This is a genomic window from Gordonia sp. NPDC127522 (assembly GCF_042672305.1).
In the GTDB taxonomy this organism is placed as follows: domain Bacteria; phylum Actinomycetota; class Actinomycetes; order Mycobacteriales; family Mycobacteriaceae; genus Gordonia; species Gordonia hongkongensis.
In genome coordinates this window covers 74,456-90,624 of the sequence record NZ_JBHXVK010000006.1, presented here as the reverse complement: position 1 = coordinate 90,624, position 16,169 = coordinate 74,456, and the positions used below count along the sequence as shown (strand labels likewise).

Annotated in this window: 15 protein-coding genes; 7 read left to right on the top strand and 8 right to left on the bottom strand. The window is 69.5% G+C overall.

What is annotated here, in order from left to right:
- Window positions 1-2: 2 nt before the first annotated feature.
- From rsmH to ACFVHY_RS13175, 4 genes are all read right to left on the bottom strand, one after another.
- Entirely contained in the window at window positions 3-989 is a 987-nt protein-coding gene (gene rsmH, locus ACFVHY_RS13190; RefSeq protein WP_390272360.1) for a 16S rRNA (cytosine(1402)-N(4))-methyltransferase RsmH, read from the bottom strand.
- A 274-nt stretch (window positions 990-1,263) separates the two neighbouring features.
- Complete coding sequence (mraZ, locus tag ACFVHY_RS13185; protein WP_058251706.1) at window positions 1,264-1,704, bottom strand: division/cell wall cluster transcriptional repressor MraZ; 441 nt, start codon at window positions 1,702-1,704, stop codon at window positions 1,264-1,266.
- 539 nt (window positions 1,705-2,243) lie between these two features.
- Window positions 2,244-2,645 carry a DUF3040 domain-containing protein gene (locus ACFVHY_RS13180; protein WP_065632291.1) on the bottom strand — a complete coding sequence of 134 codons (402 nt, stop codon included), beginning with the start codon at window positions 2,643-2,645 and terminating at the stop codon, window positions 2,244-2,246.
- Window positions 2,646-2,811: 166 nt separating this feature from the next.
- Window positions 2,812-3,285, bottom strand: coding sequence for an SAV_6107 family HEPN domain-containing protein (locus ACFVHY_RS13175; RefSeq protein ID WP_390272357.1), 474 nt, complete (start codon window positions 3,283-3,285; stop codon window positions 2,812-2,814).
- A gap of 365 nt (window positions 3,286-3,650) precedes the next feature.
- On the opposite strand from ACFVHY_RS13175, the gene ACFVHY_RS13170 reads away from it, so the two are divergent.
- The 3 genes from ACFVHY_RS13170 to ACFVHY_RS13160 all read left to right on the top strand — a co-directional run bounded on the left by ACFVHY_RS13170 (window position 3,651) and on the right by ACFVHY_RS13160 (window position 6,978).
- Window positions 3,651-4,325 carry a GNAT family N-acetyltransferase gene (locus tag ACFVHY_RS13170; protein ID WP_390272355.1) on the top strand — a complete coding sequence of 225 codons (675 nt, stop codon included), beginning with the start codon at window positions 3,651-3,653 and terminating at the stop codon, window positions 4,323-4,325.
- Between the two features lie 2 nt (window positions 4,326-4,327).
- The gene (locus tag ACFVHY_RS13165) at window positions 4,328-5,947 is read left to right on the top strand and encodes a phytoene desaturase family protein (protein ID WP_390272353.1); all 1,620 of its coding nucleotides are present in this window, start codon (window positions 4,328-4,330) and stop codon (window positions 5,945-5,947) included.
- 65 nt (window positions 5,948-6,012) lie between these two features.
- Entirely contained in the window at window positions 6,013-6,978 is a 966-nt protein-coding gene (locus ACFVHY_RS13160; protein ID WP_390272351.1) for an LppM family (lipo)protein, read from the top strand.
- Window positions 6,979-7,029: 51 nt separating this feature from the next.
- Here ACFVHY_RS13160 and ACFVHY_RS13155 read toward each other — a convergent pair whose 3' ends face one another.
- Window positions 7,030-8,007: a methylenetetrahydrofolate reductase gene (locus ACFVHY_RS13155; protein WP_390272349.1), complete on the bottom strand. Its 978-nt coding sequence runs from the start codon at window positions 8,005-8,007 to the stop codon at window positions 7,030-7,032.
- 11 nt (window positions 8,008-8,018) lie between these two features.
- Between ACFVHY_RS13155 and ACFVHY_RS13150 the strand changes: the two genes are divergently transcribed.
- Window positions 8,019-9,236 (top strand): polyprenyl synthetase family protein, encoded by a 1,218-nt coding sequence (locus ACFVHY_RS13150; protein WP_269552859.1) that lies wholly within the window; start codon window positions 8,019-8,021, stop codon window positions 9,234-9,236.
- Complete coding sequence (locus ACFVHY_RS13145) at window positions 9,233-10,876, top strand: alpha-(1->6)-mannopyranosyltransferase A (protein ID WP_390272346.1); 1,644 nt, start codon at window positions 9,233-9,235, stop codon at window positions 10,874-10,876. The genes ACFVHY_RS13150 and ACFVHY_RS13145 overlap by 4 nt, the downstream gene beginning before the upstream one ends.
- Here ACFVHY_RS13145 and ACFVHY_RS13140 read toward each other — a convergent pair.
- On the bottom strand, window positions 10,845-11,210 hold the full coding sequence (locus tag ACFVHY_RS13140) for an Rv2175c family DNA-binding protein (RefSeq protein ID WP_058251861.1): 366 nt from the start codon (window positions 11,208-11,210) through the stop codon (window positions 10,845-10,847). The genes ACFVHY_RS13145 and ACFVHY_RS13140 overlap by 32 nt on opposite strands.
- Window positions 11,211-11,362: 152 nt before the next feature.
- Between ACFVHY_RS13140 and ACFVHY_RS13135 the strand changes: the two genes are divergently transcribed.
- Window positions 11,363-12,559, top strand: coding sequence for a protein kinase (locus ACFVHY_RS13135; protein WP_390272342.1), 1,197 nt, complete (start codon window positions 11,363-11,365; stop codon window positions 12,557-12,559).
- A gap of 12 nt (window positions 12,560-12,571) precedes the next feature.
- Here ACFVHY_RS13135 and ACFVHY_RS13130 read toward each other — a convergent pair whose 3' ends face one another.
- The gene (locus tag ACFVHY_RS13130) at window positions 12,572-13,963 is read right to left on the bottom strand and encodes a class II 3-deoxy-7-phosphoheptulonate synthase (protein ID WP_068970557.1); all 1,392 of its coding nucleotides are present in this window, start codon (window positions 13,961-13,963) and stop codon (window positions 12,572-12,574) included.
- Window positions 13,964-14,006: 43 nt separating this feature from the next.
- A complete protein-coding gene (locus ACFVHY_RS13125) occupies window positions 14,007-14,489 on the bottom strand; it encodes a polyadenylate-specific 3'-exoribonuclease AS (protein WP_390272339.1) in 483 nt (160 codons plus the stop codon).
- A gap of 103 nt (window positions 14,490-14,592) precedes the next feature.
- Between ACFVHY_RS13125 and ACFVHY_RS13120 the strand changes: the two genes are divergently transcribed.
- Complete coding sequence (locus ACFVHY_RS13120) at window positions 14,593-16,164, top strand: mannosyltransferase (protein WP_390272565.1); 1,572 nt, start codon at window positions 14,593-14,595, stop codon at window positions 16,162-16,164.
- Window positions 16,165-16,169 lie beyond the last annotated feature (5 nt).

Genomic DNA, 16,169 nt, shown 5'->3' with positions numbered 1-16,169 from the left:
GCTCAGCCCTTCTTCTCGACTCGTTCGATCGCGCGGACACGTACCGGCGCCGAGCGCGGGTTGGTGGCCAGTTCGTTCTCGTCCGGACGTTCGGCGCCCCGCGTGACGAGACGGAATTCCGGTGCCGTGCCGGGCAACTCGACCGGGAGCCCGGGAGGTGAGGTGGACGATGTGCGCGTCGCGAACTCGCGCTTGACGATCCGATCCTCGAGAGACTGGTAACTCATCACGGCGATCCGTCCGCCCACGGCGAGCGCGTCCAGCGCAGCCGGCAGAGCCTCACGCAGGACATCCAATTCGTGGTTGACCTCGATGCGCAGCGCCTGGAACGTCCGCTTCGCCGGGTGCCCGCCGGTCCGCCTGGTGGCGGCCGGGATGGCGTCGTAGAGGAGTTCGACGAGACGCGCGCTGGTCGTGAAGGGCTCCTTGTCCCGCTCCCGCAGGACCGCCGAGGCGATCCGGCCGGCGAAGCGCTCCTCCCCGTAATCGGAGAGCACGCGGGCCAATTCGCCGTGCGAGTACGTGTTGAGCACGTCGGCGGCGGTGAGCGGGTCGTCGGAGTTCATGCGCATGTCGAGCGGCGCATCCACCGCATAGGCGAAACCGCGTCCGGCCTGGTCCAGCTGCATCGACGACACCCCGAGATCGAACAGCGCGGCGTCGATGACCGACTCCCCCGCTGCGTCCATCACGTCGCGGATCTCGTGAAAGGTGGCCTGGTGCAGCGAGATCCGGTCGGAGTACGACGCCAGGCGCTCGCGGGCGATCTCGAGTGCCGAGGAGTCCCGATCGATGCCGACCACGCGGACGTTCGGGAACGACTCGAGAACCAGTTGACTGTGCCCGCCCGCGCCGAGCGTGGCGTCGAGGAAGACGCGCGGATCGTCGGAATCCAGTGCGGGGGTCAGCAGTTCGACGATGCGCGCACCCATGACGGGGATGTGACCGAACTCGCCGGACCGACGCGGTTCGTCCTCGGCATCGACCATGATGAAGACCCCCCATCGGCATGTATGCGGTATCGGCGGTGGGCGGATGCCTCGGGTCGGCGAGAGCAGGCGGTCGGATGGAGCGGGGTCCCGACCCGATCACGCACCTGGCGTTGGGGAAGTACGCCAGGGTCGCCACCGGGCCGGGGCCTCGTGCCACCCGAAGCCGCTGGGCACCGAACTCGCCCATCGGTTGCTGTCTCTTCGGTCGGTTTCTGGTCGGTTGCTGTCGTTGGTGTTGCTGTCTCGGCGGTGTGGCGGGCCGGTCCTCCGGCTACAGCACCGCGTTCAGCGCGGCGGAGTTGGCAGCCGAGAAGTTCTCCTCGTGCCGCGTCTGGTACTCGTTCCATGCGGCCGAGTCCCAGATCTCGAGGTGATCGAAGCTGCCGAACACCACGCACTCCTTGGACAACCCCGCGTACACGCGATGGTCGCCGGACAGGCTGATCCTGCCCTGACCGTCCGGTCGCTGCTCTTCCGAACCGGCGAAGAACGTCCGCTGGAACGCGCGCAGATCAGGGTCGTTCCGAGACGCCTCGACGATCCGAGCGGCTATCGCGTCGAACTCTTCGGTCCGGTACACCGACAAGCTGTGATCTTGGCCTTTGGTGACCACTACCCCTCCTGCCAGTGCATCGCGGAACTTGGCGGGCAACGTGAGCCGCCCTTTGTCGTCCAATTTGGGCGTGTAGGTACCGACGAATCGCACGGACACGTCGACACCTCCTGCCCACCGGGTTCCGCGTCGTATCTCGCCTCACCCAGTGCTGCCACAGTACCCCACTTTCCACCACTTTCCACCCCCGCCGCCCCCGCATTCACCCACTGACAGCAAATTCCCAGTTCAGAGAGCTCAAGATGACAATGAACGCGCGTGTCCCCGGCGCGTCACGGGCCGAAAGAAGCGCATCAAGCGTGTGACCAGAGATACCGATGAGGTTCGAGAGGCGGGAAATCCAGGCATAGATCCTCTAGTGGGGCAAAGTGGGGCGACCCGGTGGGGAGAAGTGGGGATCGCCGGTGGGGAGAAGTGGGGATCGCCAGTAGAGAAGCGCGAGGACCGTCGACCGGGCATCCGATCCCGTCGATCGTGCGCCCGAATCCGTCTGCCGTGCGCCCGAACCCGTTCAGCGTGCTCTGAAGAGCGATCGAGAACATGAAAGAGCCGCGTGCCCGAAGGCACGCGGCTCAGTCGTATGCGAAGTTGCGGGAGTCGGTCAGCCGATCGACGAACGCGGAGTCGGGATCAGCGGATCACTCCTGCTCGAACCGGCGATTGAATCGCTCCTCCATGCGTTCCGACAGCTTGCGCTTGCCGCCGGACGACCCCGATTGCTTCTTGCCGGACCTGGTCGACGACGAGCCCGCCTCGGCGGTGTTGTTGTCTCCCCAGAGAGCGAAGAGGCCGGCCCCGAACATCACCAGGAAGCCCAGGAGGCTCACGATCGGGAATCCGCCGATGTTGATGTTGACGATGAGTCCGCCGACCAGCATCACCAGGCCGACGACGAAGACCGCTGCCGCCTGCAGGCGACGACGACCGCTCGACTTCCCAAGGCGCCGACGCTTGACACTGGACGCAAACTTGGGGTCTTCCGCGTACAGCGCGCTCTCGATCTGTTCGAGCATGCGTTGCTCGTGCTCCGAAAGTGGCACCGACCCTCCTTCTCACTGATCCGTGACGCCGACGAAGGTCACCCGCGACCGGAAAGGCGTCTGCGCCTATATCGTCCCATGATACGAGGTGAAATCGACCGCGACCACCATTACTCGCTGTTGCCGACGACCGGGCGGTGCCAGAAACCGCAAAGTGTGGCCGGATTCACGCCGTCGCGCCGATCTGCGGCGCTTCGGCACCGAGTTTTCCTTGCTCGTAGGCGATGACCATCGTCTCGACCCGACGCAGGAAGTCGAGGACGAGCAGCCGCATGCCGGCGACGCTGTCGGGGTCGATCGTGCGGATGATCCCGGACTCGATCTTCATCCGAACCGGCGACAGTGCGGCGAACCGGGCGGCGATCGGCGCCAGCTCGGGGGCGACCACACCGATGCGGGTCCAGGCGTTCGACGTCCTGCGCCGCACGGTCCCGACCGGTTCGTGCACGGCGAGGGCCGCGCCCGAGGCGCGGAGTGCGACGAGGTACAGCTGGCGGAACCGCTCGACGTCGTCGTCGACGCCGTCGGCGTTGTCGAAGAGCACGTGCGCACGTTCGAGGAGATCGCGCGCTCGACCGACCATCACCGGGTCGACGGGCGCCGCGTGGGTGAGAGCCGTGGCGCTGCGGGATCTGGCCATGTCGTCCTCCTCGTGCGTATGGGCTGTGTCCGGCGGCAGACGCTTCCCTCGTCCGCCGCCGGACCGTGTCGTCGGATGAACGCGAACAGCTTGCGGAGGCACATTCATCGAACATCCGTTCGACACGTTCAATATAGCTATCCCGGCGTCGGCGTTCAAGACATCTGTGACCCGAAACCCCCGCCGGGGAGTACAACGCCACCACCTGCGGGCCGATTCCTGCCGAGTGTGCATCATCGATAGGACAATTCCCGGAAGTGGCCTGCGACGCGATGCCCCCGGCAGAGGGCGGCCCGCCCCAGCGGCAGCCGACCTCGTCTGCAGGTCGACGACGCAGGACGAACGATGCAGAGAACGGAAATCCGTTGACCATCCGCCTGGTGAGCCTGAGTGGCCAGGACGCCCGGGCCTGGCTCGAGCCGGCCCTGGAGATCTACGTGACCGCGATGAATTATCCGCGCGGTACGGAGATCCATCGGGCCGGGCTCTGGCGCGAACACATCGCGCGGCCCGGATGGCGTGCGGTGGGCGCGGTCGAGACGGTGACCCCATACAAGGCGCGGACCATGCCGGCCGCGCGGCGCCGGGTCGGTCCACCGGTCGGCTCCGGACCCGACGACCTGCTCGTCGGCATCGCCTACGGCTACACCGGCGCGACCGGTCAATGGTGGAACCAGCAGCTGCGGCTCGGACTCCGCCAGACGGGCCGACCGCCCGAGACGGTCGAGGCGATCGCGCGCGATTACTTCGAGCTCACCGAGCTGCACGTCCACCCGACCGCTCAGGGCCGTGGGATCGGACAGGCGCTCCTCGCCCGGCTGCTGGCCGATCGGCCCGAACGCCATGTGCTGCTGTCGACCCCGGAGATCCCCGCCGAGGACAACCGCGCGTGGTCGTTGTACCGGCGGATGGGTTTCACCGACGTCCTGCGCCACTTCACCTTCACCGGCGATCCGCGTCCGTTCGCGTTCCTCGGCCGTCCGCTCCCCCTGGAACTGCAACCCCCGGCCGCCGCCCGCCGCGCCGGTACCGGGAGCTGACGATGCACGGCACCCGGCGTGACGCCGTCGTCATCGGCGCGGGCCACAACGGCCTGATCGCCGCGGCCTACCTGGCACAGGCCGGACGGGATGTGGAGGTACTCGAGCGGGACGACATCCCCGGCGGCGCGGTCTCCACCGTCGAACGGTTCCCCGGCCATCGGGTCGACCGGGGGTCGTCGTCGCATCTGATGATCCGTCACTCCCCCGTCCTCGACGACCTCGACCTCGCCGCGCACGGCCTGCGCTACGTCGACTGCGATCCGTGGGCGTTCGTCCCGGCCACCGCGACCGCCCCGCCGATCGTCTTCCGCACCGACCTCGACGCGACGTGCGCTTCCATCGAGAACGCCTGCGGTGCAGCCGATGCCGCCGCATATCGACGGTTCGTGGAGACGTGGACGCCGCGGGCGCGGGCGGTCATGGATGCGTTCTACCAACCCGCGACGATGGGGAAGTTCGGCCGGGCCTTCGGCGGGCTCGGCGGCACCGCCACCACGGCACGCACGGGGTTGTTCGGCCGGCGCGGCGGCCGGGTGCTGAACCTGACCGCCGAATTGATGGCCTCCGGCGACTCCCTCCTCGACGAGTATTTCGAGTCCGAACAGCTCAAGGCCGGACTCGCGTGGTTCGGCGCCCAGTCCGGACCGCCCATGAGCGCACCGGGCACGGCGCCGATGATCGGATTCGCCGCACTCATGCACCGAATCCCGCCCGGACGCGCGATCGGGGGCAGCGGCGCACTCACCGAGGCCCTCGTGCACCGAATCCACCAGGACGGCGGCCGTGTCTCCTGCGGCGACCCCGCGGTCTCCGTCGCCCGCTGCGGCGACCACTGGCGGGTGCTCACCGGCACGGGTCAATCCCGTTGTGCCGCAACAGTCATCCACGCCTGCCACGTGCTCACCACGCTCGACCTCCTCGCCGCCGGCGGTTTCGACGCGGGCGTCATCGACCGCTGGCGACGCGCCATCGTCGTGGGCAGCGGGATCGGGATGGCGGTTCGCCTGGGGACAACCGGCCTGCCCGACTACCAGGGGCTGCCCGGCGACCTGCCCGAGCACGGCGTCCATTCGGCTCTCGGACTGCTGGTCACCGACCGCGCCCACCTCACCCGAGCCCATGCCGCGGCGTCGGTGGGCGAACTCCCGCCGCGCCCGGCCGTGGTCGCGATGAGCTATTCGGCGATCGATCCGACGCTCGCGCCCCCGGGCTGCTCCGTCATCAATCTCTGGGCACAGTGGCATCCGTACCGGCTGGCCGACGGCGACTGGCCGGCCGCGGCGGACCGCGCCGCGAAGGCCGTCGTCGACGAGGTGGACCGCCACGCGCCCGGTTTCGCCGAGTCGGTCGCGCATCGATACATCCAGACGCCGCGAGATCTGGCCGATGAGCTGGGCCTGATCGGCGGCAACATCATGCATGTCGAGATGTCCATCGACCAGATGTTCATGTGGCGTCCGACCCCCGACCTCGCCGGACACCGCGTCCCCGGTGCCGACGGCCTGCTCCTCGCCGGAGCGTCGACTCACCCCGGCGGAGGTGTCACCGGCGCGAGCGGTTACATCGCCGCCCACCTGGCGCTGCGACGCGGGCGTCGGGGTCTCGGCCGTCGGCCCTGACACCGCCGACACCCGACGCGGCGCGGTGTGACGGGTGCCCCGCGGTCCGGCCGGGGTCTGGCACGATGAGCACCGTGCGTTCGTCGAATCCCGTACCGGGTGCGCCCGGGTCCCGCCGAGCCCGGCGCCTGTTGCCGTCCGCGGTGGCCGTCGCTCTCGTCGCCCTCTCCCCGCTGATGGCCGGTTGTCTCGAACGGTCGACGACGGTGGGAGATCGCTACTCGGGGAGCGTCGTCGTGGCGACCACCCCGGACAATCCGCGCGGGACACCGCAGTTCGACCTCCCCGAGTCGATGATGGGGCAGGTCTCGGTGACCGACTACAAACAGGTGCCCGATCGTCCCGACGCGCCGTCGTCTCCGGGCGCCGGACCCGAGAACACGGCCGAATCCCCCTCCCCCTCCGAGTCCGCCGGAACCGACGAGGCCGGCGCGGACGAGAACCCCGACGAGGACGATCCCGCCACGCGCGTCGGAACGCGGGCGTCGTTCAGCGATCTCACCGCGGGACAGTTCGCCCAGCTGGGCGACATCGTGGCCGACGCCTACGGCGACACCTCGCTGACGATGGACCTCACCGCCAAGCGCAGCGGGGAGGTGGTGCGGTTCCGCGGCGACGCCGATCTGACCGAGCTGGTCCCGGACCGCGACTACGTGCAACTGACCGTCACCTTCGGCGGTCCGGTGACCGCGACGAACGGCGAGCAGGTCGGCGAGTCCACCGTGACCTGGACCCCCGCTCCAGGTGAACCGTCGGACTTCAGCGCCGATGCCACCTACCCGGACCCGGCGACCGCCGCGGTCAGCAGTTGGTCGTGGTTCGTCGCGTTGCTGTGCGTCGTGGTCGTCCTGGTGATCGTCCGGATCGCCTACTCCAAGCGGTATCGCGGACCGCGGCCCGGACGTCCGGCCGCGGCGAAGACAACGTCGTCGTCGATCTCGGGTGAAGGACTCGCCGCTGCCGCCGATCCCGTGTCGGGTCCGTCATCGGCAACACCGCCCGCGGATCGAAAGCCACCCGCGGGCACATGATGCCGCGCCGGACCGGCGTCGACACCGGTCCGGCGGAACAGCTTCGGCCGTTCAGGCCGGGACGTGCAGCGCGGCGTCGACGTCCACGCCGAGTCGGCCCAAGACCTCCGTCGTGGCCTTGGCGAAGTTCAGACTGCAGAAATGCAGGCACGGCGCACCCTCGGCGACGAGGCGCTGCGCCATCTCGGTGGCGAAGTCGATGCCGACGGCACGGACCGACGCACGATCCTCCTCGGCGCCGTTGCCCGCGGCCTTGGCGAAGCGTTCCTCGACGTCGGGCGGGATCACCGATCCCGACAGCTCGACCATGCGACGGACGGTGGCCAGCGACGTCACCGGCATGATCCCCGGGATGATCGGCTTGAGTCCCTGCTCGGGGTCGGCGGCCGCGACCCGGTCGCGCAGCCGCAGGTAGTGCTCGACGTCGAAGAACATCTGGGTGATGGAGTACTCGGCCCCGGCCCGCAACTTGCTGACGAGTGTCCGGGTGTCGTGTTCGACGTCGGGCGATCGGTGATGCGTCTCCGGGAACGACGCCACCCCCACGTGGAAGTCGCCGAGGGTGTCGATGAGCCGGACCAGTTGCTCGGCGTACTCTACGCCGTCGGGATGGGCGACCCACTCGCCGAGCGGATCGCCGGGCGGATCGCCGCGAAGCGCGAGGATGTTGGTGATGCCCTGGTCGGCGTAGGCACCGACGAGCGCGCGCAGTTCCGCGACACTGTGGTTAACGGCGGTCAGGTGGGCCACCGGCAGCAGCGTGGTCTGTGCGGCGAGCTCACCGGTGATGCGCACCGTGCGATCCCGCGTCGAACCGCCGGCACCGTAGGTCATCGAGACGAACGCCGGGGACAACCGCTCGAAGATGCGCACCGCCCGCCACAGCCGGGACTCGGCCTCGGCGTCACGCGGCGGGAAGAACTCGACCGAGAACGGGACCGGGCCGCGGTGCGGAGCGGACAGGCGTTCGACGATCGAGGGTGCGGGAGCGGTTGGGGTCACCCGCACAGTGTACGGAGCAGGTCGCATAGCCTGGCAGGGTGACCTCCACGATCCCCACGCCCACCTCGCTCGATGCGGTTCCGGGCGCCGTCGAGGCCGAATTACGCGCCTTCTTCGACGACGCCGTCCCGGCCGCCGCCGCGATCGCACCGGTGGTCGGTGAGGCGGCCGAACTGATCCGGGAGTTCGTGCTGCGAGGAGGCAAACGCATCCGACCGGTCTTCGCCTTCGCCGGGTGGCGCTGCGGGACGTCGTCGTCGGACCGTGCCGTCGCCGGGGCCGCAGTCGAGGACGACGCCCCGGGCCCGCGGGACGCGCTGCGCGTCTGCGCCGCACTCGAACTCGTGCAGGCCTGCGCCCTGATCCACGACGACATCATCGACCGGTCGGACACCCGGCGCGGGTACCCGACCGTGCACCGGGAGTTCGAGTCACGGCACGCGAGCGCGGAGTGGGCCGGGGACTCCGGCGCCCACGGGGTCGCGGCCGCGATCCTCGCCGGCGACTTCGCGCTCGCCTGGGCGGACGACCTGGTCCACGGTCACCGGCCGGGGGTTTCGACAGGCTCAACCGGCGGGGACCGCTCAACCGGCGGGGGCCGCTCAACCGGCGGGGACGGCGCAGCCGGCAGGGACGGCGACCACCCGCTGCCCGCGGAGGTGGGCGCGACGTGGGCGGCGATGCGGACCGAGGTGCTCGGCGGCCAGTTCCTGGACATCGTGAACGAGGCCGGCGGCGACGACTCGACCGAGGCCGCCTACCGGGTGATGGAGTTCAAGACCGCCGCCTACACCGTCGCGCGACCGCTCGAGCTGGGTGCGCGACTCGCCGGTGCGTCCGAGCAGCTGGTGTCGACGCTGCGTGCGATCGGGCACGACCTCGGCATCGCCTTCCAGCTCCGCGACGATCTGCTCGGCGTCTTCGGCGATCCCGAACGCACGGGTAAACCGTCCGGGGACGATCTGGTCTCGGACAAGCACACGGCCCTGCGCGCGATCGCGCTGCAACGCGCCGATGCGGCCGACCCGGCCCTCGGCGCGCGGTTGCGCTCCTACTTCGGCCGCCGGCTCGACAGCGACGAATTGGGTTCCGCGCGAGACCTGTTCGTCGAGCTCGGCGCGGTGGCCGAGGTGGAGAACTCGATCGACGAGCTGTTGGGGTCGGCGTTGACCGCACTCGACGCCGCCGACATCGGCGACGACATCCGTGCCGAGTTGATCGCGGTCGCCCATCGCGTCGCGCACCGTCAGGCGTGAGCACTTCCGTGACAGGTGCCGCCACGGCCGGTCGGGGCGATCTGATCCTCGGCGCGATCGGGTCCGTGCTGGTCTGTCTCGGCAGCTTCGGGGTCGGCGACCCGCCGCGCAACTCCGCTCTTCTCTCCGATCTGGGTCTGAGCTGGATCACGTACGGGCACGGCAAGAACGTCTTCGGGACGCTGTTCTGGCTGGGCGTGTTCCTCATGGTGTTCGGGTGGGTCCGGCTGGGGCGTCGGATCATCTCCTCCACCACCGACACCGCGCCGACGACGCGGACGCTGAGCCGATGGGTGCTCGTGTGGACCGCTCCCCTGCTCGTCGCGGTGCCGGTGTACTCGCGCGACGTCTACGCCTATCTCGCCCAGGGCGCGGTGTTCGGCGCCGGTTTCGACCCGTATGCCGACGGTCCGGCCCACCAGCCCGGTCCGCTCGTCGACAGCATGGCGCAGGTCTGGGCGACCACGACGGCACCGTACGGCCCCTTCTTCATGGGCATGCTGCGCGTCGTCACCGAGATCACCGGCGACCAGGTCGTCCTCGGCGTGCTGGCCATCCGGCTGGTGCTGCTGCCCGGACTCTTCCTGTCCCTCTGGGCGATACCCCGATTGGCGGAGCGGTTCGGGGCCTCCCCGCAAGCCGGACTGTGGCTGGTGCTGTTCAATCCGCTGGTCCTGATCCATCTCGTGGCGGGACCGCACGTGGAGCTGCTGATGATGGGCGTCCTCGTCACCGGGATCGTCCTGGTGGTCGACGGCCGGCACGTGGTGGGCACAGCCGTCCTGGCGCTCGCGGTGTCGATCAAGATCACCGCCGGCATCGCACTGCCGTTCGTCTTATGGATCTGGTTGTCGCACATCCGTTCCCGGCGACCGGTGACCGCCCGCGACGTGGTGACGGTGTTCGCATCCATCGTCGGGATCGCGGTCGCGGTGTTCGGCCTGTGGACCCTGGTGATCGGTTTGGGACTCGGCTGGCTCACCGGCCTGGGGTGGGCCGACGTCATCATCAACTGGTTCACGATTCCCACCCTGGCCGCCCATGTCGTGACCCTCGTCGCGGCGCCGTTCGTCGCCCTCAATCTGCAACCGGTGCTGGAGGTCACGCGGGCAATCGGTTCGGTGGTCCTCGCGGTCACGCTGGTCGCGCTCTGGTGGCGCCACCGCCACGACGTGCGGGACGCGGTCGCCGGGATGGCGTGGGCGATGCTGGCTGTACTCCTGCTCGAGCCGTCGACGCTGCCCTGGTACTACACGTGGGTGCTGGTGATCGCGGTGGCCTTCGACCTGCCGATGTGGGTGCGGGCCACGGTCGTCGGTGCCTCGACGTTCCTGCTGATCGTGTTCCAGCCCGACGACGCGATCGTCTTCTACAAACCTGTCGAGGTGACGCTGGCGGCCGCACTGGCCGGCCTCGCGGCCTGGTCGCTGACCCGTCGGGACCCGTTGCGGCTGGGCCGGTTCGGGAGGTGGGCGTGGGGCGCGACCCCGGCCGGCGAGGGCACTCTCGCGTCGGATGTCCTCGCGGAGACGGGCGTCGAGGAGTCGGGGCGCGCCGAGGCCGAGCCCCGGGAGTCCGGACCCAGGGGGTTCGGGGACGGGGCGTCGCTCAGAAAGCCTGGGCCTGCGCCCGGCGGATGACCTCGCGGGCGAGATCCGTGTGCAGCGCTGCCGCCGGGTGGAGTCCGAGATCTTCCTGCTCGGTGAACAACCACTCCATCACCTCGTCGCGCGTGTAACCGCCGTCGATCAGGACCGCCACGAGCCCGTAGAAGTGTTTCGCGACGCCACCCTCGTCCACGAAGAGCGCCGGAATCGCCGGGTATCCGTTGTGGGAGACCGCGAGCAGGTGATGGTCACGGATGAGTGTCCGCACCCGGTTGGTCGACACCCCGAGGCGGTCGGCGACATCGTCGATCGACAGGAACTCGGTGTCGGAAGGCAGAGTGTCAGGCGACAACGGTAGGGAACCCACGTCGAAAGGGTAGCCGGTAGTCGGGAGCGGGAGAAACCGTCGGGTCGCGACGACATGACGAACGAGACCCGCGAACGCCTCGGCAGCGACACCCTCGGTCGGCATCGTGCCGATGCTCTCGACCGGCCCGGGCTGCAGGTAGATTCGGCAGCGTGAACTCCCCCGTCGACACGATGCTCGGGACCGTCCTCGAGGACCGGTACCGGATCGACGCGCCCATCGCGCGCGGCGGCATGTCGGCGGTCTACCTCGCCGTCGACCTGCGGCTGGGACGCGACGTGGCGGTGAAGGTGATGGATTCCCGGTACTCGGGAGACCCACAGTTCTTGCGCCGCTTCGAGTTCGAGGCACGCGCGGTCGCCGGCCTCAAACATCCCGGGCTCGTCGCGGTGTACGACCAGGGCATCGACGACGGCATCGCGTTCCTGGTGATGGAACTGGTCGACGGAGGCAGCCTGCGCGAACTGTTGCGCGAGCGCGGCCCGATGCCGCCCCATGCCGTCGTCGCGGTGGCCGCGCCTGTACTGGGCGGGCTCGGCACCGCACATGCCGCCGGTCTGGTCCACCGGGACGTGAAACCCGAGAACGTACTCATCTCCGACGAGGGCGAGGTCAAGGTCGCGGACTTCGGACTGGTGCGAGCCGTGGCCGAGGCCGGGGTGACCTCGGCCAGCGTGATCCTCGGGACCGCTGCCTACCTCTCCCCCGAACAGGTCGAGTCCACCCACGCCGACGCTCGCAGCGACGTCTACTCCATGGGTGTGATGATGTTCGAACTCCTCACGGGCAGAACACCTTTCTCGGGCGACTCACCCCTGGCCCTCGCCTACCAACGTCTCAGCTTCGACGTGCCGGCGCCGGGCGACGTGATCCCGGGGGTGCCGGAGGAGTTCGACGAGATCGTGCTGCGCGCGACCGAACGCGACCCCGCCGATCGTTATGCCGACGGCTTCGACATGCAGCGGGCTCTGCTCGCCGTCGCCGACGAACTCGACCTCCCGCCGTTCACGGTGCCCGCGCCGCGCCGGTCGGCCGAGCGTCAGACGGTGTCGCGCTACCGGGGCCCCGATCCCGGCGGCCATGGCACCCGGGTCCAGTCGGTGCCCGGCCCGGCACGGCCCGCGGACACCGCCACACCCGTGGAGCAACCTGCGGCCGAGCGCGACGACGTCGGCCCCGCGCCGCGTCCGGTGACCCGTCGTACCTCACGGCCGGTGGCCGTCGAGCCCGAACTCATCGGCGGCAGCCGGCTCGGCGCGCTGGTCTGGATAGTCGTCGTGCTGGTGCTGGTCGGCGGCCTCGGCGCCCTCGGATTCTGGGTCGGCAGCACGTTCCTCGCGATCGGCTGACGCCCCGCTCCCTCAGCCGCGCAGCATCTCAGCGACGAGGAACGCCAGCTCGAGCGACTGCTGCGTGTTCAACCGCGGGTCGCAGGCGGTCTCGTAGCGTCCCCCGAGGTCGAGATCCGAGATCTCCTGTGCGCCACCGAGACATTCGGTGACGTCCTCGCCGGTCAGCTCGACGTGGACACCACCGGGATGGCTGCCCAACGCGCGATGCACCTCGAAGAACCCCTGCACCTCGTCGACGATGCGGTCGAAGTGCCGGGTCTTGAAGCCGGTCGACGCCTCATGGGTGTTGCCGTGCATCGGATCGCACTGCCAGATGACCTTGTGGCCGGTCGCCTCGACGGCGCCGACGATGGCCGGCAGCACGTCGCGGACCTTGCCGTTACCCATCCGCGCGACGAGCGTGAGGCGCCCCGGCACGTTGTGCGGATCGAGACGCTCGACGTATTCGACAGCCTGCTCAGGCGTCGTCGTGGGCCCGATCTTGACGCCGATCGGATTGCTGATGAGCTCCGCGAACGCGATGTGGGCGCCGTCGAGCTGGCGGGTCCTCTCCCCGATCCACAGGAAGTGCGCCGAGAGGTCGTAGAGGACCTTCCCGGCACCCTCGGGGTCGTCGGCCAGCCGCAGCATGGCGCGTTCGTAGTCGAGGACGAGCGCTTCGTGCGAGGCGAAGATGGAGGCGGAGTTCAGATTCGAATCGGTGACGCCGCAGGCGTCCATGAACCGCAGGCCGCGATCGATCTCGGACGCCAGGGCCTCGTAGCGTGCGCCGGCCGGTGACGTGCGCACGAACTCGCGGTTCCAGTCGTGCACCCGGCTCAGATCCGCCTCGGCCTGGGTGAGGGCGCGGACCAGGTTCATCGCGGCCGCGGCATTCGCGTAGGCGCGCACCAGCCGGGACGGGTCGTGTGCCCGCACCGCCGCGTCGGCCACGAATCCGTTGACCATGTCGCCGCGGTAGGAGGGCAGCCCCAGGGCGTCGGTGTCGGATGATCGCGGCTTGGCGTACTGGCCGGCGATCCGGGCGACCTTGACCACCGGCATGCTGGCGCCGTAGGTGAGCACGACCGCCATCTGCAACAACGTGCGGATATTGCCCTTGATGTGCGGTTCGGTGTTGTCGGCGAATGTCTCCGCGCAGTCACCGCCCTGCAGGAGGAATGCACGCCCCTCAGCGACGTCGGCCAGCTGCGCGGCGAGCGTCTGGACCTCGGCGGGCATACAGATCGGCGGGACCGACTCGAGGACGGTCCGCATCTTGCGCGCCTCGTCGGCCGGCCAGCTCGGCTGCTGTACCGCCGGGCGGCTGATCGCGTCGTCGAAGCGCGTCTGGAGATCCCCCGGAAGCGGCGGGAGCTCGGGAAGGTCGTCGATCGGAACGTCTACGGTCCAGTTCACCACCCGTCCAGGGTAGAGGAGACGTGGCCGTGGATTCGTCCGCGGGTCAGACGCGGGCCTTCTCGATCGCCTCCCACCGGCGCAGGTTGTGCCGGGCGTCGCTCAGCGCGTCGTGCGCGTCCGACGGCGTGGGCGGCAGCGCCGGTCGGCCCGCGGCCTCCCAGTGCTGCCGCAGCTCACGGGTGAACCGCGGGATCTCGCGCGGCAGCGCGGTCATGGGACCCCACAACTGGCACAGCACGACATGGTCGTAGGCGGCCACCCAGGCCCACAGCTCGATGTCGGAGCCGTCGGCGGTGAGGAACTCGAGGAGATCTTCCCGGATGCGTCGACGGTCCCGCCACGCGGACGACGACGGCGAGGGCAGTTTCGGCAGCACGTTGGCCCGCACCCAGTCCCCCGCCCGGCCGGGGTCGAAATCGGTCGACACCGCATAGAACTCGCGGCCGTCCTCACCGACGACCCCGATCGAGACCAGCTCGATGGTGGTGCCGTCCTCGATGAACTCCGAGTCGTAGAAGAAACGCATGGGTCAAGTATTCACACACCCTCGTGCCGACCCGCTCACCGCGCACCGTTTCGCCATACCGCCCTCCGGCTGTCTACCCTGGTATTTCGTGCGCTCCAGGTCCGTGCTGGCGACCGCTCTCCTGGCGGCGTCGATCATCGCGCGGCTCGTCTGGGACACGCTGACCGTGAACGGCAGGAACTTCGTGGACCTGCATGTTTACCGCGACGGTTCGGCAGGTCTCGCCGACGGGTCGCTCTATCTCTTCACCTACGCCGGTGAGACCGACTTCGCCCTGCCCTTCACGTATCCGCCGTTCGCGGCCGTCGTGCTGTACCCGCTGTCGCTCGTGCCGTGGGACCTGGTGGCGATCGGCTGGCAACTCGCGACGTTCGGAGCCCTGTACACCTGCGTCGTCCTCGCCTTACGCCTGTGCGGGTCGACCACCGACGTCTACGCCATGGCCGCACTCTGGACTGCCCCCGCGATCTGGTGCGAACCGGTCCGGGTCACCCTGGACTACGGCCAGATCAACGTCTTCCTGATGCTGGGCACCCTACTGGCGGTCACCTGGGCGCGCAGCGACCGCGGGGTGCTCGCCGGCGGCGCACTCATCGGTCTGATGGCCGGGGTCAAGCTCACCCCGGCGATCTCCGGGCTCTGGTATCTCGCCGCCCGCAAACCCCTGGGCGCCCTGGCCGCCGCGGTTGCCTTCGTCTTCACCGTCCTCGGTTGCCTGCTGCTCTTCCCCGACGTCACCCGCACCTACTACGGAACCCTTCTCGGCGACGCCGAGCGCATCGGTCCCGTCGAGGCGGTGATCAATCAGAGCCTGCGCGGCACCCTGTCCCGTTTCGTGGGCTTCGACGTGGGGTCGGGCTGGATCTGGATGGTCGGCGTCCTGGTCGCGGTCGTGGTGGCGGTGTTCGCCGGCCGCGCGGTGTCCGACGCGCTCGGCATCCTGCTGGTGGTCCAGCTCTTCGGACTCCTGGTGTCGCCGATCTCGTGGGTCCATCACTGGGTGTGGATCATCCCGCTGGGAATCTGGCTCGTGCACGGCACCGGTTCGCGGCGCCGGGGCGCGCGGGCGGTCCTCGCGATGTGGATCGTGGTCGCGGGCCTCGGGATTCCGTGGTTGCTCCGGGTCACGATCGAGTACGGTCCCCAGCCCCCGGCGGCACTCGAGGCGATCTTCGGGGCCGCGTGGCCGGCGGCCACCTTCGTCACCTTCGCCTGGATGATCGCGACCCGCGCCGCGCGCGACGAACCCCGCGACACCCGACCGCGCGACGTCGTCGCCGCGGCGATCATCGCCGACGGCCGGGTGCTGCTGGCGCAGCGGTCCCGTCCGGCCGAACTCGCTGGTCTGTGGGAACTGCCCGGCGGTCGTGTCGAGTCGGGGGAAACGCATGCGGCGGCGCTGGTTCGGGAGATCCGCGAGGAACTCGGAGCCGAGGTCGAAGCCGACGAGGGCGTTGGCTCCCCGGTCGCGCTGCCCGGTGGCCTGACCCTGCACGCCTACGTGGCGCGGTTGCGTTCGGGGACTCCGACCGCGCTCGAGCACCTCGACGTGCGCTGGTTCTCCGCCGACGAGCTTCGACACCTCGACGCCGCCGAGATCGTCCCGGCAGATCGCGACTGGATTCCGGAGCTGTGCGCCGTCCTGGACGGCACCCGGGTCGGCGACGCCGGCTGATCGAC